We start from the raw sequence: 23,544 nt of genomic DNA, 5'->3' as shown, positions 1-23,544 counted from the left end.
TGGGTGCCGTCGGGGCTCCAGGCCACCGAGCGAACCCAGCCGCTGTGTCCTTCGAAGCCGTGGGTGAGGGTGCCGGTGGCGGTGTTCCAGACGCGCACGGTGCCGTCGTCTCCGCCGGTGGCCAGGTGGGTGCCGTCGGGGCTCCAGGCCACCGAGCGAACCCAGCCGCTGTGTCCTTCGAAGCCGTGGGTGAGGGTGCCGGTGGCGGTGTTCCAGACGCGGATGACGCTGTCGTTCCCGCCGGTGGCCAGGTGGGTGCCGTCGGGGCTCCAGGCAACGGAGTAGACCCGGCTGGGGTGTCCTTTGAAGCCGTGGATGAGGGTGCCGTCGACGGCGTTCCAGATGCACACGGTGCCGTCGTTCCCGCCGGTGGCCAGGTGGGTGCCGTCGGGGCTCCAGGCCACCAGGTAGACCCAGTCGGTGTGTCCTTCGAGGGCGCGGGTGAGGGTGCCGGTGGCGGTGTTCCAGATGTGTACGGTGCCGTCGTTGCCACAGGTGGCCAGGTGGGCCTGGTCGGGGCTCCAGGCCACCGAGTTCACGCTGCCCGCCTGTTCCCCGTGGGTGAAGGTGCCCGCGAAGTTCCACAGGCGGATGACGCTGTCGTCCCCTCCGATGGCGAGGTGGGTGCCGTCCGGACCCCAGGCCACCGAGTTCACGCTGCCCCCGTGGTCTTCGAGGGTGTGGGTGAGGGTGCCGGTCGCGGCGTCCCAGATGCAGATGACGCTGTCGTTGCCGCCGCTGGCGAGGTAGACGCCGTCGGGGTTCCAGGCCACCGAGCGGACCCGGCTGGCGTGTCCTTCGAGGGTGTGGGTGAGGGTGCCGGTCGCGGCGTCCCAGATGCGGATGACGCTGTCGTTGCCGCCGGTGGCGAACCGGGTGCCGTCGGGGTTCCAGGCCACCGAGCGGACCCAGCCCGCATGCCCTTCGAAGCTATGGGTGAGGGCGCCGGTTACGGCGTCCCAGATGCACACGGTGCCGTCGTCCCCGCCGGTGGCCAGACGGACGTCTCTGGGAGCCCAGGCCACCGAGTTCACGCTGCCCGTGTGTCCTTCGAGGGTGTGGACGAGGGTGCCGGTCGCGGGGTCCCAGATGCGTACGGTGCCGTCGTGGCCGCCGGTGGCCAGACGGGAGCCGTAGGGGCCCCAGGTCACCGAGTTCACGCTGCCCGTGTGTCCTTCGAGGGTGTGGATGAGGGTGCCGGTGGCGGGGTCCCAGATGCGTACGGTGCCGTCGTCTCCGCCGGTGACCAGGTGGACGGCGTCGGGACTCCAGGCCACGGAGTAGACCCAGTCGACGTGGTGCCCAAGGGTGCGGACAAGGACACCGGTGGCCGAGTCCCAGATTCGCACCCGCTTCCCGCCGTAGGCGGAGGCCAGAAGACTCCCATCAGGACTCCAAACTATCGTCCTGGTGAATCCGTCCTGCGGAAAGGTCAGCTGGACCGCCGAGGCGGAGTCCAGGGGACGGACGGCTCCGAAGGCGCTGTGCTTGCCCAGGAGGGCGGGCGACGCGACGGCTCTGAGCAGGACCGCTCGTGACCAGCGCGTCCCACGAGTCCGGGCACCGGTCAGATCGGCCTCGACGAGCCTCGCGAGTGAGAGGTCCGCACCGGTCAGGTCGGCGGCCAGCAGGCGGAGCCTGACTCCTGAGCTCTGCCGCAGGGTGGCGCCGCGCAGGTTCGCTCCGGAGAGGTCGGCGCCGTCGAGGCGGGCCTCTCGCAGGTCCGCGCCGGAGAGGTCCGCGTCACGCAGGTCGATTCCCTGGAGGTCGGCTCCTCGCAGGTTGACCCCCGGCAACCTGACGACCTGCCGGGCGGAGGCGTCCGCCTGCATCGAGGCGCCCAGCCTGCGTAGCAGGGTCAGCGCGTTCAGTTTGGCCGCTTCGCCGACCGCCTCGGGCGGGGCCCAGAGCGCGGAGCGGGCCCAGTCGACGGTGGCGGCCCGGCCCGCCAGCTCGGTCACGAAGTCGGCCATCAGTTCGGAGAGGGGGCGCAGCAGCAGTTCGGACGGTCCTTCCCCGTTGTTCCGCCTGAGCTGCTCGGCCACGCGCTCGGCCACCAGCCACTCCATCACCGAGCGGTGCACGAACCTGAACCGGCCCGCCTCAGGGCGGACCAGCAGGGTGCCCGATCCGATCATGTGGGAGGCCTGGTCCAGGGTGAGCTGGAGATCGGCCAGGCTCTCCAGCGCTCCGGCCGCGCCGCCCAGCTTGTCCAGGTCGAGGGTCTCCTCGCCGGAGTTCCACAGCTGCAGGGCCAGCGTCCGCACCGCCTCCCAGCGATCCTCCACCGACAGCGACGGCGTCGCGCCCCTCGGCTGGGCCCGGTCGTACTCGAACTCCAGCCAGCGTTGCAGCAGCTCGCGATAGAGCACCGCCGCGCTGATCGCCCCCTCGTGGTCGCGGATCCGGCGGAGCCGATCCTTCTCAAGGCGGGCGATGAAGCTGAGCATGCGCGGGTTGCGTGACAGGCCCAGCAGGTCGCGCACGTCGCGCAGCAGCTCCAGGCGGGCGCGCGCCCCGGCCTCGTCGCCGTCGAGCAGGCGGGTCAGGAACGCCAGGATCTGTGCGTCGTCGAAGTCGTGGATCTTGACGAGCCTGCGGCCCGGCATGCCCGCCAGGCGGCCTGCCAATGCCGTCTCCACCTGCCGGTCCGACAGGAAGTACTGGGTGCGGCTGGTCAGCACCACCTTGGCCCGCCCCTGGGCGGCCTGCACCAGCGTGCTCAGGTGCTCGGCGGCCTGCTCGTAGGTAACCCGCAGCGCCAGCTCGTCGAAGCCGTCGAACAGCAGCAGCACCCGCCCCTCCTGGATGAGGTAGCGCAGCAGCCGGTGGTCGATGACCTCCTCGCCGCCCGCCGTCAGGTGGGCGGCCAGCAGTTCGTCGAGGCCGTGGGCCTTCTCCAGGTCCCGGAGCTGGATCAGGATCGGGATGACCGGTGGTACGCCCTCCTCGTGGATCAGCCGGGTCAGCTCGCGCAGCAGGAAGGTCTTGCCGTGCCCGAAGTCGCCCAGGACGACGACGAACCTGCCCTCGTAGTCGGCGACCCACTCCCGTAGTCGCTCCAGCAGGTCGGACTCGACCCGGCTCATCCGTTCCCTGCCGTTCACGACGCTGAACCGCTGCGGCACGTAGAGCGCGGACGGGTAGACCTCGCTGTCGGCCAGCCGCTCGGCCTGCCCCCTGGCGTACGGCTGCAGGTCGTACATGCCCTGGAACTCCACCAGGCGCTGCAGCCGCAGGCCGCGCATGCCCGTCCGCAGGCGAAGCTCCTCGGGGACGGGGGCGCCGTCGTAGACGAAGAAGGAGGTCAGGTGCGGGTCGCCGGCGCGGTAGCGTGCGTCGACCCCGGTGAGGAACGCCTCGACGACCTCCTGGTCCGGGGTTCCCTCGTGGACGCCGACCGGATACAGCGAGACCTGGGGTTCTCCCGGCAGGGTCACCCGCAGATACCCCGGAGAGCGTCCGCCGCTGGCCGTCACCTCCTCGACCGTGGCGTGCGGATGGCGGACCTCGCAGACCCGGCGAACCCGGCTGAGCAGGTCGTCGTGTGGCTTGGCGGGGCGGGCGTTCCCGACGGAGAACGGCTTCCTTCCCCGGCGCCTGGGCTTGTGCCTGTCGCCGTCGGAGTCCGGGGTGGGAAAGGTGGCGTCCGCCCGATCGAAGGAGCGGCGCACCGTCCGCGTCACCTCGTCCGGCCTCCTGCCGACCCCGGTGTCGCCCTCCCATCGGGAGCGGGAGGCGTTGTAGCGCCTGCCGTACACCGTCAGGCCCTCGCGTGACAGGCGGATCACCTGGTACTGGTTGGGCACCTCCTCGGGGCGAGCCTGCTTGCGCACGCCCGCGCTGCCCGCGCACAGCACCGGCAGACCGTCGGCGCCGAAGCTGCCGATCCTGCCCTCGTGGGTGTGGCCGTGCAGCAGCACGTGCAGGTGCGGGGCGAGCAGTTCCTCGAACCGGTCGCGGTCGTGCAGGAAGGCGTCGTCGCCCTGGTCGTTGATCTGGGGGTTGTGATGCATCACGCCGATCCGCAGCCAGCCCCGCTCGGCGTGCCCGCGCAGCCGCTCGGCGAACCAGTGCAGCTGCTCCTCGCCGCAGTAGCCGTAGTGGTCGGCCTCCCGGTGGCTCTCGGCGATGGTCGAGTTGAGCCCGGCGACCACGGTCTTCAGTTCCGGGATCTCGAACAGCGTCCAGGGCTGGTCCTTGGGAAACCCCACGCTGGATATATCCGCATAAAACCGGCTGAACATTGTGAAATAGGGCTGCCATTTGGGCCAGTAAGGGGGAGCGGGTGTGGTTTCGTCCCCCTCGCAGTCGTCGAAATACGCCTGGCACTTTTTCCAGCTGACGTCGTGGTTTCCCGGCACCATCACCACGCGTTCGCGCCCCAGCTCCAGCCCCTCGGACAGCTCGGTGAGAAACTCGCCGACTCTGGCGAACTCGGTGGGCAGCGCCCACTCGGCCAGGTCGCCGGAGGCCACCACCAGATCCGGGCGGACGCCGTGCTCCTCGCCCAGCCAGGCGACGTCCTCGAGCAGCCGGGCGGCCAGGGAGGAGAAGCGCCGGTCTCCCGCGGTCACCCCCTCGGCCCCGAACCGGTGCTCCCTGCCGAACTGCATGTCGGAGACATGGAGCACGGTGATCGAACGCTCTGTACTCACTGGCCCTCCGCGCGCCGCCGTGGCCGCAATCATAGAGCGATTCTTTATGAGAAAAGCCCCGGGAATGGACATGCCATTCACGGGGCTTGACGGAAGGTGCGGAATCAGGGGGAGGAGATGCGGCCCAGGGAGGCGGGAATCTTGGAGGCGGCGGCCTTGTCCAGCAGGAACAGCGTCCGCTGGCGGCCACGGGCACCCGCCGCGGGGACCTGCATCGGTCCCGAGTCCGCCAGTGCCAGCCGTACGGCACCCGCCTTCTCCACACCGGCGGCGACCACCCACACCTCCCGCGCGGCCTGGATGACCGGCAGCGTCAGCGAGATCCGGGTGGGCGGAGGCTTGGGGGAGCCGTGCACCGCGACCACGGGGCGCGTGTCGTAGAGCGCGGGCTGACCGGGGAAGAGCGAGGCCACGTGCCCGTCGGGGCCCATGCCGAGCAGCAGGATGTCGAAGGAGGGCGCGGGGCCGTGGTCCTCGGGGCGCGAGGCCTGGCGGAGCTCCTCGGCATAGGCGTCCGCTGACTCCTCCGCCGTCATGCCCGAGTCGGGGCCGCGCATCACGTGGACGCGGGCGGGGTCGACGTCCACATGATCCAGCAGGGCCTGGCGGGCGCCCGTCTCGTTGCGCTCGGGGTCGCCGGACGGCAGGAAGCGCTCGTCCCCCCACCAGATGTCCAGGTGCCGCCAGTCGACCGCGTCGTGGGCCGGGCTGGCCGCGATCTCGGCCAGGGTGGCGATGCCGACGGTGCCACCGGTCAGCACCACGGAGGCCGAGCCCTTACCCGACTGGACGTCGACCAGGCCGGTGATCAGCCGGGCGGCGACCGCTTTGGCGAGCACGTCGGCGTCGCGATGGATGATCACACTGGGAACGCTCACGGGACTTCTCTCTCCACGAACTCTCGAACGGACTCTCGGCGGCTTCGCGTCCTGGCTCCTGCACGACGGCCGAGTCAGCGGACCTGCAGACCCTCCGGCGGAGCCGCACCACGGGACATGACCGGGCCGATGCCTGGGACATGACCGGGCCGATGCCTGGGACATGCCCGAGGCCGGTGCCCCGGACACACCGGGGACGGGATCTCGGACACGTCCCGGGACGGGTCTCGCAATGGAAGGGCGCCCCGCGGCGGACCGCGGGGCGCCTAGCGCGGATCAGGACTTGTGGCCGCGGGCGATCCGCCCGATCGCGGCCTCGTAGATCTCGTCGGGGTCGAGACGGCGGAGCTCCTCGGCCAGTAGCTCCGAGGTCGGGCGCCGGGTCAGGGCGACCTGACGGTCGGGCTGGCCGGGACGCGACAGCGTGGCCAGACGCCCGTCGCCCCGGGTGATGGTGATGTCACCGTCGGCGGTGGTCAGCTTGACCGCGGTCAGACCCGGTCCCTCCGACTCGGCGACCTTCACCGGCGCGCCGAGACGCTCGCTCAGCCAGGCCGCCAGCAGCAGCGCGCTGGCATGACCGGGCACGGCCTCGACGACGCCCTTCTTGACCTTGCCGACCGGCAGGTCGAACGCGGCGGCCAGCAGGCTCCGCCACGTCGTCAGCCGGGTCCAGGCCAGGTCGGTGTCGCCGGGCACGTACCCCTTCGACCGGCCGATGATCGCCTTAACCGAGTCGGCCGCGGACCTGGCGTCGACGATGCGGCGCTGGGCGAGCAGGCCGATCGGGTCCTTGGCGGGCATGTCGGGGCAGATGCCCGGCCACCAGACGACCACCGGGGTGTCGGTGAGCAGCAGCGGGCCGACCACCGAGTCGGCGTGCTCGGTGAGCTCGCCGTACAGGCGCAGCAGGATCACCTCGCCCGGGGTCGACTCGCCGAAGCGGATCTCGGCGTCGAGGCGGTTCGGCTCCTTCGGGTCGCGGGGGATGACGACCAGTATCCGGGAGGGATGCTCCCTGGCCGCCTCGGTCGCCGCCCTGACCGCGTCGTACTGGGTGCTCTCGTCCGAGACCACCACCAGGGTCAGCACCATGCCGACCGCCGGGGTGCCCATCTGGTGCCGCAGCTGGGTGAGCTGGGAGGAGATCTTCGACGCGGTCGTTCCGGTGAGCATGAAGCTCGTCATCGAAACTCCTTAAGCGTGGAGACCCGGTCCCTCAGGGCCGGGAGGAAACGCGGCACGACGCCGCGGGTTTCGTTAATGTGTTCGGTGGCGGCGATGACCAAGCCGTCACCCGCACGATCGGCTCCACCCTCGCCGCCGGGCCGGCGGAGAGGTGAAACGCCTGCGGAGCTGGTGTAAGACCCCAACGAAAGATCCTTTTCGGGCGGGCGACCGGCGGTGAAACAGGAAACCCCGCGGGCGACCGCGGGAATCCCCTCCCCGAGGGGAGGGGATGAGGTCAACTACAGCCTCCTCCACGCGCGTCCGTCGCGGGCCATCATCTCGTCGGCCGAGGTCGGGCCCCACGTGCCCGCCGGGTACTCCTCCGGCGGGCCCTGGGTGGCCCAGAACTCCTCGATCGGGTCGAGGATCTTCCACGACAGCTCGACCTCGCGCTGGTGCGGGAAGAGCGGCGGGTCGCCGATCAGCACGTCCAGCAGCAGCCGCTCGTAGGCCTCGGGGGAGGACTCCATGAACGACTCGCCGTAGGCGAAGTCCATCGAGACGTCCCTGACCTCCATCGCGGTCCCCGGCACCTTCGAGCCGAAGCGCACCGTGATGCCCTCGTCCGGCTGCACCCGGATGACCAGGGCGTTCTGCCCCAGGATCTCGGTGTCGTCCTTGCTGAAGGGCAGGTGCGGCGCGCGCTCGAACACCACGGCGACCTCGGTCACCCTGCGGCTCAGACGCTTGCCGGTGCGCAGGTAGAACGGCACCCCCGCCCAGCGGCGGTTGGCGATCTCCAGCTTGATGGCGGCGTAGGTCTCGGTGATGGAGTCCGGCGGGATGCCGTCCTCCTGGGTGTAGCCCGCGACCGGCTCACCACCCTGCCAGCCGGGCCCGTAGCGGCCCCGGGCGGTGGACAGCCCCAGGTCGGGCGGCAACTGCACCGCCTTGAGGACCTTTTCCTTCTCCCTGCGCAGCGGGTCGGCCCCGAAGGAGGTCGGATCCTCCATCGCCACCAGCGCCAGCAGCTGCAGCAGGTGGTTCTGGATCACGTCACGGGCCGCGCCTATGCCGTCGTAGTATCCGGCCCTGCCGCCGATGCCGATGTCCTCGGCCATCGTGATCTGGACGTGGTCGACGTAACCCCGGTTCCAGATCGGCTCGAACAGGTTGTTGGCGAACCGCAGCGCCAGGATGTTCTGAACGGTCTCCTTGCCCAGGTAGTGGTCGATGCGGAACACCGAACTCTCCGGGAAGACCGCGCTGGTGATCGCGTTGAGCTCCTGGGCGCTCTTCAGGTCGTGCCCGAAGGGCTTCTCGATCACCACCCGGCGCCAGGCGCCCTCCGGGCCGTTGGCCAGGCCGGTCCGCTTGAGCTGCTCGACGACGACGGGGAAGAACTTCGGCGGCACCGAAAGGTAGAAGCCGTAGTTGCCGCCGGTGCCCCGGGTGTGGTCGATCTCCTTGAGCATCATGGCCAGCGCGTCGAACGCGCCGTCGTCGGTGAACTCTCCCGGGCAGAAGAAGATGCCCTCCGACAGCTGCTTCCAGACCTCCTCGCGGAACGGCGTCCGCGCGTGCTCCTTGACGGCGTCATGGGTGAGCTGCGCGAAGTCCTGGTCCTTCCAGTCGCGGCGGGCGAAGCCGACCAGGGAGAACCCCGGGGGCAGCAGCCCCCGGTTCGCCAGGTCGTAGATCGCCGGCAGCAGCTTCTTGCGTGCCAGGTCGCCCGTCACGCCGAACAGCACCAGCACGCACGGCCCCGCGACGCGCGGCAGGCGCTTGTCGCGGGGGTCGCGCAGCGGGTTGGACTCGACCAGCGCCTCGGTGGTGCTGACGGTCGCGGCCGCCGAGGCGGCGGCCGTTGACTCGTCATGCCTCGTCGCGGTGTGCGCCTTTCCGTCGTGCACGCCGTCTGAGTTCGCCTCGGCCGGGTGCGCGCCGAGAGGCTGAGCCTCGGACTGCTTGTCGCTCATTCAGACCTCCCGCGCTGCCTCGAGCAGGCGTGCGACACCGGCGGCGCGATCGGTCAGGTGCAGCCGTACGGCGGGGCGTCCGCGGCTGGCCAGCGCGCCCTGGTCGCCCAGGGCCTGGGCGAGCTGGAGCCTGCCCAGGGTGTACGGCCTGCCGGGAACCTCGACGTCCTCCTCGACGGCTCCGGTGAGCTGCAGGAACACGCCGTTCTGCGGGCCGCCCTTGTGGTACTGGCCGGTGGAGTGCAGGAACCGGGGTCCCCACCCGAAGGTGATCGGCCGCTCCGTCCGCACCGCCAGCCGGCCGCGCAGCGTCGCCGGGTCGGCGGCGCTCCACGCGTCGGTCATCTCCTCGAACGAGGCGCCCTCGGCGTGGGGGGCGTCGAAGGCTGCCTCCCTGTCGAGATACGCCATGATCGCGAGATAGCCGTCGGAGGGGATGGCCTCGAGCAGCTGGGTGAGCACCTCGGACAGGTCCTTGGGCTCCTGGCCGCCGGGCAGCTCGCCGTACACCTCGACCGGGCCGTCGACCAGGATCGGCGTGCCGACGGGCAGCTCCTCCTGGTCCAGCAGCTTGCCGGTGTTCTCCTTCGACTCGGCCACGTTCGGCTGGTTGAAGGGGTCGATGCCCAGGACGCGGCCCGCGACGGCCGTGGCGTACTCCCACACCAGGAACTGCGCTCCCAGCGGGCCGCTGACCGTGAGCGCGCCGTCGGAGTCGATCCCGGCGAGCAGCTCGTCCTCCGCCTCGCCGGGATCGGCGCCGACCACCGGCAGGATGCCCTTGCCGGACTTGCCGGTCGATTCGGCGATCAGCTGCTCGATCCAGTCGGGCAGGCCGTTGATCTCCGACAGGCCGTCCTCTAGGACGAGCTTGTCGCGCCCGGCGACCGCCGCGGCCCCGAGGGCGGCGCCCAGCTCCAGGCCAGGATTGCCCTCGGTGAGCGCCAGTAGCGGCTGCACCGCGGCGGCGTCGTCAAGCAGCCGCTCCACGTCGGCCCCGGCCAGCGCGCTGGGCACCAGGCCGAACGCCGACAGGGCGCTGTAGCGCCCGCCGACGTTGGGGTCGGCCAGGACGACCGGATAACCGGCCTCGGTCGCGGCCTGCTCCAGCGGCGAGCCGGGGTCGGTGACCACGACGATCCGCTCCGCCGGATCGATGCCCGCGTCACGGAACGCCTTCTCGTAGATCCGCCGGTGGCTGTCGGTCTCGACCGTGCCGCCGCTCTTGCTGGCGACCACCAGGATCGTGCGGTCGAGGCGGTCGCGCAGCGCGCGGAGCACCTGGCCGGGATCCGTCGTGTCGAGCACGGTCAGCGGCACGTCGGCGGTCGCGGTGATGACCTCGGGAGCGAGCGAGGAGCCGCCCATGCCGGCCAGGACCACGTGGTCCAGGCCCTCCGCACGGGCCCGCTCGACCAGTTTTCCGATCTCCGGCAGCAGCTCCCTGCTGGTCAGCGGGAGGGTGAGCCAGCCGAGGCGGATCGCGGCCTCGGGTTCGGCCTCAGGGCCCCACAGAGTGGGGTCCCCGTTCGCGAGGGCCTCGGGGACTCCTTCGGAGACGAGCCGCCCGGCCGTCTCCGAAGCCTGCTCGGCGAGGTTCTCCTCGCTGAACGTTACCGAAACCGACATCTGTTTCACGCCTTCCGGAGCTCGGAGGAGACGGTGGCCAGCAGGTCGTTCCAAGAAGCCTCGAACTTCTCCACACCCTCGTCCTCCAGGACCCTGACCACGTCGTCGTAGTCGATCCCGGCCTCCTTGAGGGCCGCCATGGTGTTCCAGGCGTCCTCGTAGAAGGGGCGGACGGTGTCGCCGGTGACGCGGCTGTGGTCGGCCGTCGCGTCGAGGGTCTTCTCCGGCATGGTGTTGACCGTGCCCGAGGTGACCAGCTCGTCGACGTAGAGGGTGTCGGGGTAGCTGGGGTCCTTGGTGCCGGTCGAGGCCCACAGCGGACGCTGCGGACGCGCCCCGGCGGCCTTCAGGGCCTGCCAGCGCGGGGAGTTGACGACGTCCTCGTAGGCGGCGAAGGCGAGACGGGCGTTGGCGACGGCCGCCTTGCCCTTGAGCGCCTTGGCCTCGGGCGTGCCGATCTTGTCGAGGCGCTTGTCGATCTCGGTGTCGACCCGGCTGACGAAGAAGGAGGCGACCGACTCGATGGCCGTCAGGTTCAGGCCGTTGGCCTTCGCCCGCTCCAGGCCGGTCAGCCAGGCGTCCAGGACCGCGCGGTAGCGCTCGAGGGAGAAGATCAGCGTGACGTTCACGCTGATGCCCTCCGAGATCGCCTGCGTGATCGCGGGCAGGCCCTCGACCGTCGCGGGGATCTTGATGAACAGGTTGGGACGGTCGACCATCCACCACAGCGCGCGCGCCTCGGCGACGGTCTTGTCGGTCTCCCTGGCCAGGCGCGGGTCGACCTCGATCGAGACCCTGCCGTCCACGCCGCCGGTCGCGTCGTAGACCGGCCTGAGCACGTCGGCGGCCCAGCGGATGTCGTAGGTGGTGATGGCGCGCACCGCCTCCTCGACCTCGACTCCACGCACCGCCAGGTCGTGGAGCTGGGTGTCGTAGGCGTCTCCCTTGCTCAGCGCCGAGGCGAAGATCGTCGGGTTGGAGGTGACGCCGACCACGTGCTTGTCACGGATCAGCGCCGCCAGGTTGCCGGTGCGCAGGCGCTCCCGGCTGATGTCGTCAAGCCAGATGGAAACACCCTGGTCAGATAGGCTCTTGAGAATCTCACTCATGTCAGTTTCCCGTCGTCTCGCCCTTGTCGGCCCCGGACCGGGCGAGGCTCGCCTTGGCGGCGGCGGCCACGCGCTCGGCGGTGAGGCCGAACTGCTCGTAAAGGGTCTTGTAGGGGGCCGAGGCACCGAAGTGCTCCAGGCTGACCACTTCCCCTTCATCTCCCACGAACTCCCGCCAGCCAAGCCCGATTCCCGCCTCGACGGCGACCCGCGCGCGGACCGTCGACGGCAGCACCGTCTGCTTGTAGGCGGCGTCCTGGGCGTTGAACCACTCGACGCACGGCATCGAGACGACCCGGGCGGGGATGCCCTGCTCCTCGAGCAGCTCGCGGGCCCCGACGGCCAGCTCGACCTCGGAGCCGGTGCCGATCAGGATGACGGCGGGCTGCCCGTTCGAGGCGTCCTGGAGCACGTAGGCGCCCTTGGCGACCTTCTCCGCATCGCCGCTGCCCTCGTAGACCGGGAGGTTCTGCCGGGTCAGCGCCAGCGCGGCCGGGCGGTCGGTGTGCTCGAGCACGGTCCGCCATGCGGCTGTGGTCTCGTTGGCGTCGGCGGGCCGCACCACGTCGAGACCCGGGATGGCGCGCAGCGCCCACAGGTGCTCGACCGGCTGGTGGGTCGGGCCGTCCTCGCCGAGGCCGATGGAGTCGTGCGTCCACACGTAGATGACCGGCAGCTTCATCAGGGCCGCCAGCCGTACGGCGGGGCGCATGTAGTCGCTGAAGACCAGGAACGTGCCACCGTAGGGGCGGGTGCCGTTGTGCAGCGCGATGCCGTTGAGGATGGACCCCATGCCGTGCTCGCGGATGCCGAAGTGCAGCGTCCTGCCGTAGCGGTTCCCGGGGAACTCCTTGGTCTGGTACTCATCGGGGATGAAGGACGGCTCGCCCTTCATCGTGGTGTTGTTCGACTCGGCCAGGTCGGCGGAGCCGCCCCACAGCTCGGGCAGCACCGGGGCCAGGCTGTTGAGCACCTCGCCCGAGGCCTTGCGGGTCGCGACGGAGGCGCCGGGCTCGAAGATCGGCAGGGCCTCGGTCCAGCCCGGCGGCAGCAGCCTGGCGGAGATGCGGTCGAACTCCGCGGCGCGCTCCGGATTGGCCTCGCGCCAGTTGGCGTATGCCTTGTCCCACTCGGCGCGGGCGGCGCGGCCCCGCTCGACCACGCCGCGGGCGTGCTCCAGCACCTCCGCGGGGACGTCGAAGCTCTTGGCCGGGTCCTGGCCCATGATGGTCTTGGTCGCGGCGACCTCGTCGGCGCCCAGGGCCGAGCCGTGGGCCTTGCCGGTGTTCTGCTTGTTGGGCGCGGGCCAGCCGATGATGGTGCGCAGCCGGATGAAGGAGGGCCTGCCGGTCTCCGCGCGGGCGGCCTCGAGGGCCTGGTGCAGCGCCTCGACGTCCTCGGAGTACTCGCCACCCGCCGTCCAGTCGACGGTCTGGACGTGCCAGCCGTACGCCTCGTAGCGCTTGGTGATGTCCTCGCTCAGCGCGATCTGGGTGTCATCCTCGATGGAGATGTGGTTGCTGTCGAAGACGACGACCAGGTTGCCGAGCTTCTGGTGGCCCGCGATGGCGCTGACCTCGTGGCTGACCCCCTCCTCGATGTCGCCTTCGGAGGCGATGCACCAGATCGTGTGGTCGAACGGGCTGTTGCCGGGAGTGGCGTCCGGGTCGAACAGGCCGCGCTCGCGCCTGGCGGCCATGGCCATGCCGACGGCGTTGCCGATGCCCTGGCCCAGCGGGCCCGTGGTGGTCTCGACGCCGACGGTGTGGCCGTGCTCCGGGTGCCCCGGGGTGAGGCTGTCCCACTGGCGCAGGTTCTTCAGGTCGTCAAGGGACAGCCCGTAGCCGGAAAGGAACAACTGGATGTACAGGGTCAGGCTGGAGTGTCCGGCCGAAAGGACGAAGCGATCCCGGCCCACCCAGGAGGGGTCAGAGGGGTCGTGTCGCATCATCCGCTGAAAAAGCAGGTAGGCGGCGGGCGCCAGGCTCATCGCGGTGCCCGGGTGGCCGGACCCCGCCTTCTCTACGGCGTCCATCGCCAGGGCCCGTACGACGTCGACCGCCTGACGGTCCAGGTCGCTCCATTCAAGGGCTGGCACGAGTTCGCTGCTCAAGTGCTCGATCTCCGGATCTAGTTGTGTGATGGTGGCGCCGGTTTGGCTTTTCCCGCCCACACCGGACCCTAACGGTTCGGCCTCACTACCGTTGCGTAGGCTGAGCCGGGGCGAGCCCGCAGGAGCTGGAACAGTCTCGGACACAACCCCCTGAAGGCGTCACATCACGCCGCTTCCCCACCCCATGCCGGAACCGGCCACCCCAACAACTACAGTTGAGTGCTCAAGGCTGGCTGGTGCCCGCATTCACGGATTCGCTCTAATCAGAGGTTACGCGTTGACCCCGCACGTGCTGGAAGCGCCTTAATGGTGCTGACCGACAAGCAATCGACGGCCCCGTCCGCGACGGGGGCGGCCGCGACCATCGCGCCGCGCTCGTTCGGCGACGTCGTGAAGGCCTACGTCGCCCTCACCAAGCCGCGGATCATCGAACTGCTGCTGATCACGACGCTGCCGGTGATGTTCCTGGCGGCCAAGGGCCTGCCTCCGCTGTGGATCGCCGTCTGCACGCTGGTCTTCGGCACCCTCTCCGCAGGCAGTGCCAACGCACTGAACTGCTACATCGACCGCGACATCGACGCCGCGATGCGCCGCACCCGCCGCCGCCCGCTGGCCCGTGAGCAGGTCCCGCCGACCAACGCGCTGATCTTCGGCGTCATCCTCGGCGTGCTGTCGACTCTTGGTCTCGGCGTGACGGTGAATTGGCTCGCCGCGGGCCTGTCGCTGGGCGCGAACCTCTTCTACGTGCTCGTCTACTCGATGATCCTCAAGCGGCGGACCTCGCAGAACGTGGTGTGGGGCGGCATCGCGGGCTGCATGCCGGTGCTCATCGGCTGGGCGGGCGTCACCGGGAGCCTCGCCTGGGCCCCGGTCGTGCTCTTCGGCGTGGTGTTCTTCTGGACGCCCCCGCACACCTGGACCCTGGCCATGCGCTACAAGGAGGACTACGCCGCGGCGAAGGTCCCCATGCTCCCGGTCGTCGCGACCGAGCGCCGCGTGGTGCTCGAGAGCCTCGCCTACACCTGGGCCACCGTGCTGTGCTCGCTGCTGCTGTGGCCGGTCGCGGGGACCACACTGCTCTACCCCGTCGTGGCCGCCGTTCTCGGCGCGGCCTGCCTGTGGGAGGTCTACCGCCTCCTGGGCCGGGTCAACGCGGGCAAGACCGGCGTCGACCTGCGCCCGATGCGCTTCTTCCACTGGTCGAACGCCTACCTGGCGCTGCTCTTCCTCGCCGTCGCGGTCGACTCCATGCTCGTCTGAGCGTCTGGCGCCCGTCGGAGCCGTAACGGCCCCGTTCCCGGGTCAGGGAAACGCCCGTCCGGACGCTCCCTATGAGGCGTCACCGCGGCGGGACCCTGTTCCCCTCAGGGCACCGGATGTTCCCGCCGTTTTCACACTGTCCTGTCCGGCAATACCTCCTCGTGGCCGGTTACGGCCCACCGTGAGGGGAGAGAGGACACGTCGTGGTTGATCGGTTACGGTTGCCGCATGGCGAGCCGTGATCCCCGCTGGGTCTTGAGGGACCGCCCCTCCGTCGCGCTGATCGCAGGGCTCGTCGTGGCCGGTCTGTGCGCGCTGGCGTCCTTCTCCTTTGACCTGTTCAACGGTGATCCGGTCTACTTCTTCATCGCGCTCGCCCTGGCCCTCGCGCCGGTGCCGGTGCTGCTCGCGGCGGTGCTCGCGCTCGACCGCATGGAGCCGGAGCCCCGCAGCAACCTGATCTTCGCCTTCGCCTGGGGCGCGGGCGTCGCGGTGCTGGTCGCCGGCCTGGTCAACTCCCTCGGCCTGATCTACATCGAGAACACCGTCCGCCTCGGCTACGACACCGCGCGCAACATCGCCGCCACCTTCGGCGCCCCGGTCGTCGAGGAGACGATGAAGGGCCTGGTCCTGCTGGGCCTGCTACGGTTCCGGCGGGCCGAGCTCGACGGACCGACCGACGGTGTCATCTACGCCAGCATGGTCGGCCTCGGCTTCGCGATGAGCGAGAACGTCAGCTACTACGTGGCCGCGCTGCACGAGATGGGCGCCAGGGGCCTGGCCGTGACGGTCGTGCTCAGAGGGATCCTCTCGCCGTTCGCGCACCCGCTGTTCACCTCGATGATCGGCGTCGCGGTCGCCTACGCCGCGCAGCGCCAGGGCCCGGGGCGGATCTTCGTGATCGTGGCCGGCTGGGCCGGTGCCATGCTGCTGCACGGCATCTGGAACGGCTTCGCCTCCTACGTCGGCATCGGTGGCCTGGCCGCCGCCTACCTGCTGCTGCTGGTCGTGCTCGTCGTGCTGATCTGGATCGTCTTCCGCGACCGCAAGCGCATCGTCGGCCTGATCAACGGCTATCTGCCCGCCTACCAGGCGACCGGTCTCGTCGCCCCGTACGACGTCGCCATGCTCTCCTCGCTTCCGGCGCGCCGTCACGCCAGGAAATGGGCCAGGGCGAACGGGGGCAGGCCGGGGCTGCGGGCGATGAGCGACTACCAGCTGGCGGCCACCGAGCTCGGCCTGCTGCACGAGCGGGCCAGACGCCACATGATCGACGAGTACGCCTTCAACGAGGAACAGCAGGCGCTTCTGCACTGCATGGCCGCCGCCCGCTCGGCGTTCCCCACGCCCAGCGGGCAGGCCCCCGGCGGGAGCGCCCCGCCGTACGCCGTGCCCCCGCAGTTCCAAGGGCTCCCCCCGCAGCCCGGTGCGGGTCCCTACCCGGCGCCTCCGCCGGGCGCGGGGCACTATCCCCGGCCGGGATGGGGCGTCGGGCCCGACTGAGACGCCGCGCGGAGCGCGGTGTCCAGGGTGGTCTCGCGCGGTCCTGGGAAGATGGGGGAGGAGTGGAAGACCACGGAGTCCAGGAAGCCCTTCGCGGAGGCGCCGAACTCGCGCACGGCGTAGCCGTAGGTGAGGGCGCCCCATCGCGTTGCCGAGTCGTCACCGACGCCGAACGCCTCGAGGCCCGCTGTGCGGCACAGAGTGACGGCCCTGGGCAGGTGGAACACCTGGGTCACCACGGTCACCGTGGTGGCTCCGAACACGTTCCTGGCCCGCACGCACGAGTCCCAGGTGTCGAAGCCGGCGTAGTCGAGCACGAGGGCCTCACGGGGGACGCCGCGGGCGAGCAGGTAGTCCCGCATGGCGGTCGGCTCGTCGTAGCCCGACCGGCCGTTGTCGCCGGACAGCAGGAGCGCCTTCACTTTGCCCGCCCGGTACAGCTCGGCGGAGACGTCCAGCCGCCTGGCCAGCATGGGGGAGGGGCGGCCGCCCGGCGCCGCGGCCCCGAGGACCAGCGCCGTCGGCGCCTGGGGGACTCCGTTCATCCAGCCGGGGGAGGAGTCGGCGACCGCCGTGTGGCCGGAGCTGGACAGCCACGCCCAGGTCAGCGGGGCGACGGCCAGCACGCTCAGCAGGACGACGCCCTGGTAGAGACGCCGGAGAGTCGGACGCGACAGTGGTGGACGACCTGACATACGTCCATTGTCGCCATGATTTCCAGATGTGCGGGATCTCTGGCCGGTCGGCCTCCACGGAACGAGGGGGCCGAGGGGCGCCCCGGAACTCCGGGCGCGGTGGGCATGTGCTCCCTTTCTTCGCGCGGAGAAAGGCCCGCACGGAGCAAGGGAGATGAGGTCAGGCGGGCGCGGCGGCGGAGGGCGCCTCGTCGTGGCCGTCCGCGGGAGTCCCGAGCGGTCCCCGCGACCGCAGCGCGTACACCACCCGCAGCGTGCAGATCCACACCAGCGTCGAGCCGAGCACGTGCAGGCCGACCAGGAACGCGGGCACGGCCAGGAAGTACTGGACGTATCCGATGACGCCCTGGGCCAGCTCGACGCCGAGCAGCGTCAGCGCCGCCCGCCGCGCGCTCGCGGGCGCCCCGGTGACGTGGAGCGCGAACAGCAGCGCGAAGGTGAGCCCGACCACGACGTAGACCACGTCGGCGTGCAGCCTGGCCACGGTCTCGATGTCGAAGGCGAACCGGGAGGCGGCCGCGTCCCCCGAGTGCGGCCCAGTGCCGGTCACCACCACGCCCGCGACGAGCAGGACGGCGACCGCGGATACGAGCACGAAGCCGAGCGTGCGGATGGCGGGGTGGACCAGGGGCTCGGGTGCGGTGTCGCCCTCCCCGGAGCGGGCGTGGAGCGCGACCGCGGCGGCGAGCATGCCGATGGAGATCAGGAAGTGCACGCTCACGGTGACGGGGTTGAGCATGGTGCGCACCACCAGGCCTCCCCACAGCCCCTGCGCGGCGACGCCGATCGGCTGGATCCAGGCCAGCCTGACCAGGTCCCCGCGGCGCGGACGCAGCCTCAGCGCGGCCACGAGGCAGGCCAGGCCGACAACCAGGACCACGAAGGTCAGCAGCCGGTTACCGAACTCGATGGCCATGTTGATCGGCGAGATCTCGCTGTGCGTGACCGGGACGAAGCTGTCCGGGGTGCACCTTGGCCAGGTCGGGCAGCCGAGACCGGACCCGGTGACCCGGACGGCCGCGCCGGTCACCGTGATGCCCGCGTTGACGACCACGGCCGCCAGCGCCCACCGGCGCAGGGTGAGGGACGTGGGAGACCATACGCCGGGCAGGAGGTTCGCGGCGCGCGGACGTGCCTGGTCAAGGAGGTGGTTCACGGCTCACATGCTAGGCGGCGAGGGCGGTGGTCCCGCCGCTGGCCCTGCGCGGCCCACTGTGCGCCCACATGTGCCGCCCACTGTGTGTCCGCGGGAGGGGCCGCCCCGGCTTGTACGGCTTACCGGACGGGCCCCGGGGTACGGATCGGCTGAACTGGAGGAACGGGGCGGCGGCCGATTGATCTCCTTTAAAGTATGTGACATATTACTGGCGTGCCGAGCTGCGGGAGCGGGTGAGTCATGCCGGACGTCGTGGTAATCGGGGCGGGGGCCGTCGGGGCCGCCTGCGCCTACTACGCGGCGCGCGCGGGGCTGGACACGGTCGTCGTCGACCGGGGACCCGTCGCGGGCGGCACGACCGGCGCGGGAGAGGGCAACGTCCTGGTCTCCGACAAGGAGCCGGGGCCCGAGCTCGACCTGGCCGTGCTCTCCGGCACCCTCTGGCGCGACCTGGCGAGGCACGACGGCTTCGAGTTCGAGCCAAAAGGCGGCCTGGTGGTCGCGGAGAGCGCGGAGGCGCTCGAGGCCCTCACCGGCCTGGCGACCAGGCAGGGAGTCGAGCACACCGCCGTCGCCGGGAGCGAGCTGGCGGGCTATGAGCCCCACCTGGCGGACGGCCTGGCCGGAGGCGTGTTCTACCCGCAGGACGCCCAGGTCCAGCCGATGCTGGCGGCGGCCAGACTGATCCGGCTGGGCGCGGAGCGGTTCGGCCGCGGCGCCCTGATGTTGCGCACCGGCGTCACCGTCACCGGTTTCCTCCGCGATGGCGACCGGGTGACCGGCGTCACGACCGACCATGGGGAGATCCTCGCGGGAGCCGTCGTCAACGCCGCGGGCACCTGGGGCGGCGAGATCGCCGCACTGGCCGGGGTATGCCTGCCGATCCTGCCCAGGCGCGGCTTCGTGTTGGTCACAGAGCCGATCAGGGAGCAGTTGGTCAGGCACAAGGTCTACACCGCGGCCTACGTCACCAACGTGGCCAGCGACTCGGAGGGCCTTGAGACGTCCGCGGTCGTCGAGGCGACCCCTTCCGGGCCCGTGCTCATCGGTGCGAGCCGCGAGCGGGTCGGCTTCGACCGCACGACGTCGGTCCCGGTGCTCGAGCGTCTCGCCCGCCAGGCCGTCGCGTTGTTCCCCGTGCTGGCGGAGCGCAGGGTGATCCGGGCCTACTGCGGGTTCAGGCCCTACTGTCCCGACCATCTGCCGGTGATCGGGGAAGACCCCAGGGCTCCCGGCCTCCACCACGCCTGCGGTCACGAGGGCGCGGGCGTCGGCCTGGCTCCCGCGACCGGTCACCTGATCGCCCAGATCCTGACCGGCGCGGGCCCCGACCTGGACCTGCGCCCTTTCCGCCCGGAACGCTTCAAGGACGTGTCCAAGGACATGTTCAAGGACATGTTCAAGAACACGGAGGAGCGCCGATGAGGCCCAGGGGAGAGGCACGAGGGAGACGGCCGTACGATCTCGTGCGGGCCGCCCCCGAGCCGGAGTTCGAGATCAGCGTGGACGGCGTCGCCGTTCCCGTGGTCCCGGGGCAGAGCATCGGCGCCGCCCTGTACGGCGCGGGCGTCCGCTCATGGCGCACGACCCGGGTCGGCGGACGCCCGCGCGGGCTGTTCTGCGGCATCGGCGTCTGCTTCGACTGCCTGGTCACGGTCAACGACAGCCCGTCCCTGCGGGCCTGCCTGACCGAGGCGCGGCCGGGAGACCGGGTGAGCACCGGCGGGGCCGTACGCGCGACGGGAGAGCTGCAGGACGAGGGGAGCGGCGCGTGAGGGCGGAATGCGACCTCGCCGTCATCGGCGCGGGCCCCGCGGGGGTCGCGGGCGCGCTCAGCGCCTGCCTGGCCGGGCTGGACGTCGTGCTGATCGACGCGGCCACCAGGCCGGGCGGCCAGTATTTCCGCCACTTGCCGCGGGGGTTCGGCGCCGACGGGCAGGCGGTGCTTCACCACGGCCTCGACAGGTTCCTCCGGCAGTGGGAGGCGCTCGTCGAGCGCGCGACCGTGCTGCTCGGCCACCGGGTCTGGGCGGTCGAACGCGCAGGAGGGCAGGCGAGCGGGCCGGGTGACGGGGCACTGGTCGTCCGGTGTGTTGAGGGGGACCGCGATGAGCGGCCCCGCACGGTCGTCGCGCGCGGACTGCTGATCGCCACGGGCGCTCACGACAGGCCGTTGCCGTTCCCCGGCTGGGACCTGCCGGGCGTGCTCACAGCGGGCGGGGCGCAGGCCCTGCTCAAGGGCGACCTCGTCGTCGCGGGACACCGGGTCGTGGTCGCCGGGACCGGGCCCTTCCTGCTGCCGGTCGCCGCGGGCCTCGCGGCGGCGGGCGCGGACGTGCGCGGCGTCTACGAGGCCAACAGCCGCTTCGGGCTCGCCAGGCACCCGTTGCTCGCCGCAGGCAGAGCCGCCGAAGCCCTCGGGTACGGCGCGCGCCTGGCCAGGCACCGGGTGCCCTACCGGGGCCGCCACGCGGTGGTCGAGGCACACGGCGGCGACGCCCTGACCCACGTCACGGTGGCGAAGCTGGACGCGGACTGGCGGCCCCTCGCCACCAGGACCGTCGAGTGCGACACCCTCGCCTACGGGTACGGGTTCGTCCCCCAGCTCGAACTCCCCGTGCAACTCGGCTGCCGGACGCGCCGCGACCTGGACGGCACCCCCGTCGTGGCCGTCGACGCGGGCATGCGCACCAGCGTGCCCGGCGTCTACGCGGCGGGGGAGACGACCGGCGTCGGCGGGGCGGTTCTGGCCGAGGCGGAGGGGCGGATCGCGGGCCGTGCCGCGGCCGCCGACCTCGGCCGCCGCGTCCCGCCTCTGCCCGCCCTCTCGCGGCGCGCGGGTCGCCTCGGCGCCTTCGCACGGGCGCTGCTCGAGGCCTACCCGATACGGCCGGGCTGGCAGCGGTGGCTTCGCGGGGACACGCTGATCTGCCGATGCGAGGAGGTGCCGCTGTCGGCCGTACGCAAGGCGCGGGAACTGGGCGCGAGTGACGCCCGCGCCGTGAAACTGCTGGCCCGCCCCGGCATGGGCTGGTGCCAGGGCCGGATGTGCGCCCACGCCGTCGCCTGCCTCGCCGGCGAGGATCCCGCCGCGCCCCGCCGCCCGATCGCCCAGCCGATACGGCTCGGCACCCTGGCGGCCCTGACCGACCCCCCGAAGGAAGGATGACCGACCGCGATGACGACGACCCGGGTGAAACCCTGGCACGGCGTGATGACGGCCACCGCACTGCCCCTGAAGGCGGACCTCTCCGTCGACCTGGACGACTACGCCGAGCACTGCCGGTGGCTGGTGGACCGCGGCTGCGACGGCGTGGTGCCGAACGGGTCGCTGGGTGAGTACCAGACGCTGAGTGACGAGGAGAGGGCCAGGGTCGTGGAGACCGCGGTCGCGGCCGTCGGCGGCGACCGGGTCATACCGGGGGTGGCCGCCTACGGCGCGCTGGAGGCCCGCCGCTGGGCCGAGCAGGCCCGCGACGCCGGATGCCCGGCGGTGATGCTGCTTCCGCCGAACGCCTACCGGGCCGACGAGCGGACCGTGGTCGAGCACTACCGCGAGGTGGCGAGGGCGGGCCTGCCGATCGTGGCCTACAACAACCCCTTCGACACCAGGGTCGACCTCACCCCGGAACTGCTGGCGAGGCTGTACGCGGAGGGCCTGGTCGTGGCGGTCAAGGAGTTCAGCGGCGACGTCCGCAGGGCCTACCGGATCGCCGAGCTCGCCCCCGGCCTCGACCTGCTGGCGGGGGCCGACGACGTGCTGCTCGAACTCGCCGTCGCGGGCGCGGTCGGCTGGGTGGCCGGATACCCCAACGCGCTGCCCCGCTCCTGCGTCGCCCTGTACCGGGCGGCCGTCGCCGGGGACCTGGCCGTCGCGCTCCCGCTCTACCGTGCGTTGCACCCGCTCCTCCGTTGGGACTCCAGAAGCGTGTTCGTGCAGGCCATCAAGCTCTCCATGGACCTGGCCGGGCGCGGGGGCGGCCCGTGCCGCCCGCCGAGGCTGCCGCTGGTCCCCGAGGAGGAGGCCGCGGTACGCGCCGCGACGGAGAAGGTCCTGGCCGAGGGGCTGGGGTAGCCGTCCGCCGCGGTCCGGTGCGGAAGTTCACCCCCTGAGGAGAATCGATGAGGACGAAACGGGTTTTCCACGCGGTGGACTCCCACACCGAGGGCATGCCGACCCGCGTGATCACCGGGGGAGTCGGCGTCATCCCCGGCGCGACCATGGCCGAGCGCCGCCTGCGCTTCATGGCCGGGATGGACCACGTCAGGACCCTGCTCATGTACGAGCCGCGTGGCCACTCGGCGATGAGCGGGGCGATCCTGCAGCCACCGACCCGCCCCGACGCCGACTTCGGGGTGCTCTACATCGAGGTCTCCGGCTGCCTGCCGATGTGCGGTCACGGCACCATCGGCGTCGCCACGGTCCTGGTGGAGACGGGGATGGTCGAGGTCGTCGAGCCGATGACCGTCATCCGCCTCGACACCCCCGCGGGGCTGGTCGTCGCCGAGGTGCAGGTCGAGGACGGCGCCGCCGTCGCGGTCACCATCACCAACGTGCCCTCCTTCAGCCTCGGTCTCGGCCGAGTGGTCGAGGTCGCGGGGCTCGGCGAGGTCGTCTACGACCTGGCCTACGGCGGCAACCACTACGCGATCCTGCCGATCGAGTCCGTCGGCCTGCCGTTCGACCGCTCACACGGCCAGCGCATCCTCGACGCGGGCCTGGCGATCATGGAGGCGATCAACGATCAGGACGAGCCGGTCCACCCGCTCGACCCCGCGATCAGGGGCTGCCACCACGTGCAGTTCACCGCCCCCGGTTCGGACGCCCACCACTCGCGGCACGCGATGGCCATCCACCCCGGCTGGTTCGACCGCTCGCCGTGCGGCACGGGGACCAGCGCCAGGATGGCCCAGCTTCACGCCAGGGGCGAGTTGCCCCTGGACACCGACTTCGTGAACGAGTCGTTCATCGGCACCCGCTTCGTCGGCAGGCTCGTCGGCGAGACGACCGTCGCGGATCTGCCCGCGGTGGTCCCGACGATCACCGGCAGGGCATGGATCACCGGAACCGCCCAGTACTTCCTCGACCCCAGCGATCCCTTCCCCGAGGGTTTCCTTCTGTGACTCCTGCGATCGGCCGGCGAGGCGGCCCGCGAGCGGGGCGTGGACGCGGTTGCGGGGGCCGGCCCCGACGTTCCCGTCGCCTGCCGCAGCACCGCTGAAATTCCCCTGTTCGGGGGTAGGCTGGCCCGCGACGACGCTACCTTGGTCGCGGCCGGCTTCCCCGAGCCGGGTTCCCGGGAGACCGACGATGATCCGGTGGCACGGCCGCCGCGGTCGTCGAGTTCCACAGCGCGCCCTCCTCGCCGAGGTGAGGGATCCGATCATCTCCCC

The 23,544-nt window shown here is 71.3% G+C and carries 16 protein-coding genes; 7 read left to right on the top strand and 9 right to left on the bottom strand.

Features of this window, described 5'->3' with window-relative positions; genetic code table 11:
• The 7 genes from AB0395_RS05410 to tkt form a co-directional block, all read right to left on the bottom strand.
• Positions 1 to 4,658, bottom strand: a 4,658-nt coding sequence (locus AB0395_RS05410; RefSeq protein WP_366277299.1) for a pentapeptide repeat-containing protein, incomplete at its 3' end; no start/stop codon positions are given.
• Positions 4,659 to 4,762: 104 nt separating this feature from the next.
• Positions 4,763 to 5,536 (bottom strand): 6-phosphogluconolactonase, encoded by a 774-nt coding sequence (pgl, locus tag AB0395_RS05405; protein WP_366277298.1) that lies wholly within the window; start codon positions 5,534 to 5,536, stop codon positions 4,763 to 4,765.
• A 276-nt stretch (positions 5,537 to 5,812) separates the two neighbouring features.
• Positions 5,813 to 6,724: a glucose-6-phosphate dehydrogenase assembly protein OpcA gene (locus tag AB0395_RS05400; protein WP_366277296.1), complete on the bottom strand. Its 912-nt coding sequence runs from the start codon at positions 6,722 to 6,724 to the stop codon at positions 5,813 to 5,815.
• Positions 6,725 to 7,005: 281 nt separating this feature from the next.
• A complete protein-coding gene (gene zwf / locus AB0395_RS05395; protein WP_366277294.1) occupies positions 7,006 to 8,685 on the bottom strand; it encodes a glucose-6-phosphate dehydrogenase in 1,680 nt (559 codons plus the stop codon).
• Positions 8,686 to 10,314, bottom strand: a complete 1,629-nt coding sequence (locus AB0395_RS05390) for a glucose-6-phosphate isomerase (RefSeq protein ID WP_366277292.1) — start codon at positions 10,312 to 10,314, stop codon at positions 8,686 to 8,688.
• Positions 10,315 to 10,319: 5 nt separating this feature from the next.
• Complete coding sequence (tal, locus tag AB0395_RS05385) at positions 10,320 to 11,423, bottom strand: transaldolase (RefSeq protein ID WP_366277290.1); 1,104 nt, start codon at positions 11,421 to 11,423, stop codon at positions 10,320 to 10,322.
• A 1-nt stretch (position 11,424) separates the two neighbouring features.
• Positions 11,425 to 13,521 carry a transketolase gene (gene tkt / locus AB0395_RS05380; protein ID WP_366277289.1) on the bottom strand — a complete coding sequence of 699 codons (2,097 nt, stop codon included), beginning with the start codon at positions 13,519 to 13,521 and terminating at the stop codon, positions 11,425 to 11,427.
• Positions 13,522 to 13,842: 321 nt separating this feature from the next.
• Between tkt and AB0395_RS05375 the strand changes: the two genes are divergently transcribed.
• Positions 13,843 to 14,796: a heme o synthase gene (locus AB0395_RS05375; protein WP_366277287.1), complete on the top strand. Its 954-nt coding sequence runs from the start codon at positions 13,843 to 13,845 to the stop codon at positions 14,794 to 14,796.
• Positions 14,797 to 15,024: 228 nt separating this feature from the next.
• Entirely contained in the window at positions 15,025 to 16,299 is a 1,275-nt protein-coding gene (locus AB0395_RS05370) for a PrsW family intramembrane metalloprotease (protein ID WP_366277286.1), read from the top strand.
• Here the strand turns inward: AB0395_RS05370 and AB0395_RS05365 are convergent.
• Together AB0395_RS05365 and AB0395_RS05360 are read right to left on the bottom strand one after the other, a co-directional pair.
• Entirely contained in the window at positions 16,263 to 16,994 is a 732-nt protein-coding gene (locus AB0395_RS05365) for an ElyC/SanA/YdcF family protein (RefSeq protein WP_366277284.1), read from the bottom strand. The two genes, AB0395_RS05370 and AB0395_RS05365, sit on opposite strands and share 37 nt — an antisense overlap.
• A 160-nt stretch (positions 16,995 to 17,154) precedes the next feature.
• Complete coding sequence (locus AB0395_RS05360) at positions 17,155 to 18,150, bottom strand: COX15/CtaA family protein (protein WP_366277283.1); 996 nt, start codon at positions 18,148 to 18,150, stop codon at positions 17,155 to 17,157.
• 240 nt (positions 18,151 to 18,390) lie between these two features.
• Here AB0395_RS05360 and AB0395_RS05355 point away from each other — a divergent pair, with 240 nt between their 5' ends.
• From AB0395_RS05355 to AB0395_RS05335, 5 genes are read left to right on the top strand one after another with little or no spacing between them, the layout of a single operon-like run.
• Positions 18,391 to 19,575 (top strand): FAD-binding oxidoreductase, encoded by a 1,185-nt coding sequence (locus AB0395_RS05355; RefSeq protein ID WP_366277282.1) that lies wholly within the window; start codon positions 18,391 to 18,393, stop codon positions 19,573 to 19,575.
• Positions 19,572 to 19,925, top strand: a complete 354-nt coding sequence (locus AB0395_RS05350; RefSeq protein ID WP_366277281.1) for a (2Fe-2S)-binding protein — start codon at positions 19,572 to 19,574, stop codon at positions 19,923 to 19,925. Before AB0395_RS05355 ends, AB0395_RS05350 begins: the two co-directional genes overlap by 4 nt.
• A complete protein-coding gene (locus AB0395_RS05345; RefSeq protein ID WP_366277280.1) occupies positions 19,922 to 21,319 on the top strand; it encodes an NAD(P)/FAD-dependent oxidoreductase in 1,398 nt (465 codons plus the stop codon). The genes AB0395_RS05350 and AB0395_RS05345 overlap by 4 nt, the downstream gene beginning before the upstream one ends.
• A gap of 9 nt (positions 21,320 to 21,328) precedes the next feature.
• A complete protein-coding gene (locus AB0395_RS05340) occupies positions 21,329 to 22,225 on the top strand; it encodes a dihydrodipicolinate synthase family protein (protein ID WP_366277279.1) in 897 nt (298 codons plus the stop codon).
• A gap of 47 nt (positions 22,226 to 22,272) precedes the next feature.
• Positions 22,273 to 23,274 (top strand): proline racemase family protein, encoded by a 1,002-nt coding sequence (locus tag AB0395_RS05335; protein ID WP_366277278.1) that lies wholly within the window; start codon positions 22,273 to 22,275, stop codon positions 23,272 to 23,274.
• The last annotated feature ends 270 nt before the right edge of the window (positions 23,275 to 23,544 follow it).

Source organism: Streptosporangium sp. NPDC051023 (genome assembly GCF_040689595.1).
Lineage (GTDB): Bacteria > Actinomycetota > Actinomycetes > Streptosporangiales > Streptosporangiaceae > Streptosporangium.
This window is presented reverse-complemented; position numbering and strand designations above follow the sequence as displayed.

Bases quoted from the DNA above. Each gene is read 5' to 3' on its own strand.
- AB0395_RS05400 (WP_366277296.1), bottom strand. From the start codon at position 6,724: ATGACGAGCTTCATGCTCACCGGAACGACCGCGTCGAAGATCTCCTCC.
- zwf (WP_366277294.1), bottom strand. From the start codon at position 8,685: ATGAGCGACAAGCAGTCCGAGGCTCAGCCTCTCGGCGCGCACCCGGCC.
- AB0395_RS05390 (WP_366277292.1), bottom strand. From the start codon at position 10,314: ATGTCGGTTTCGGTAACGTTCAGCGAGGAGAACCTCGCCGAGCAGGCT.
- tal (WP_366277290.1), bottom strand. From the start codon at position 11,423: ATGAGTGAGATTCTCAAGAGCCTATCTGACCAGGGTGTTTCCATCTGG.
- AB0395_RS05375 (WP_366277287.1), top strand. From the start codon at position 13,843: ATGGTGCTGACCGACAAGCAATCGACGGCCCCGTCCGCGACGGGGGCG.
- AB0395_RS05370 (WP_366277286.1), top strand. From the start codon at position 15,025: ATGGCGAGCCGTGATCCCCGCTGGGTCTTGAGGGACCGCCCCTCCGTC.
- AB0395_RS05365 (WP_366277284.1), bottom strand. From the start codon at position 16,994: ATGTCAGGTCGTCCACCACTGTCGCGTCCGACTCTCCGGCGTCTCTAC.
- AB0395_RS05355 (WP_366277282.1), top strand. From the start codon at position 18,391: ATGCCGGACGTCGTGGTAATCGGGGCGGGGGCCGTCGGGGCCGCCTGC.
- AB0395_RS05350 (WP_366277281.1), top strand. From the start codon at position 19,572: ATGAGGCCCAGGGGAGAGGCACGAGGGAGACGGCCGTACGATCTCGTG.
- AB0395_RS05340 (WP_366277279.1), top strand. From the start codon at position 21,329: ATGACGACGACCCGGGTGAAACCCTGGCACGGCGTGATGACGGCCACC.
- AB0395_RS05335 (WP_366277278.1), top strand. From the start codon at position 22,273: ATGAGGACGAAACGGGTTTTCCACGCGGTGGACTCCCACACCGAGGGC.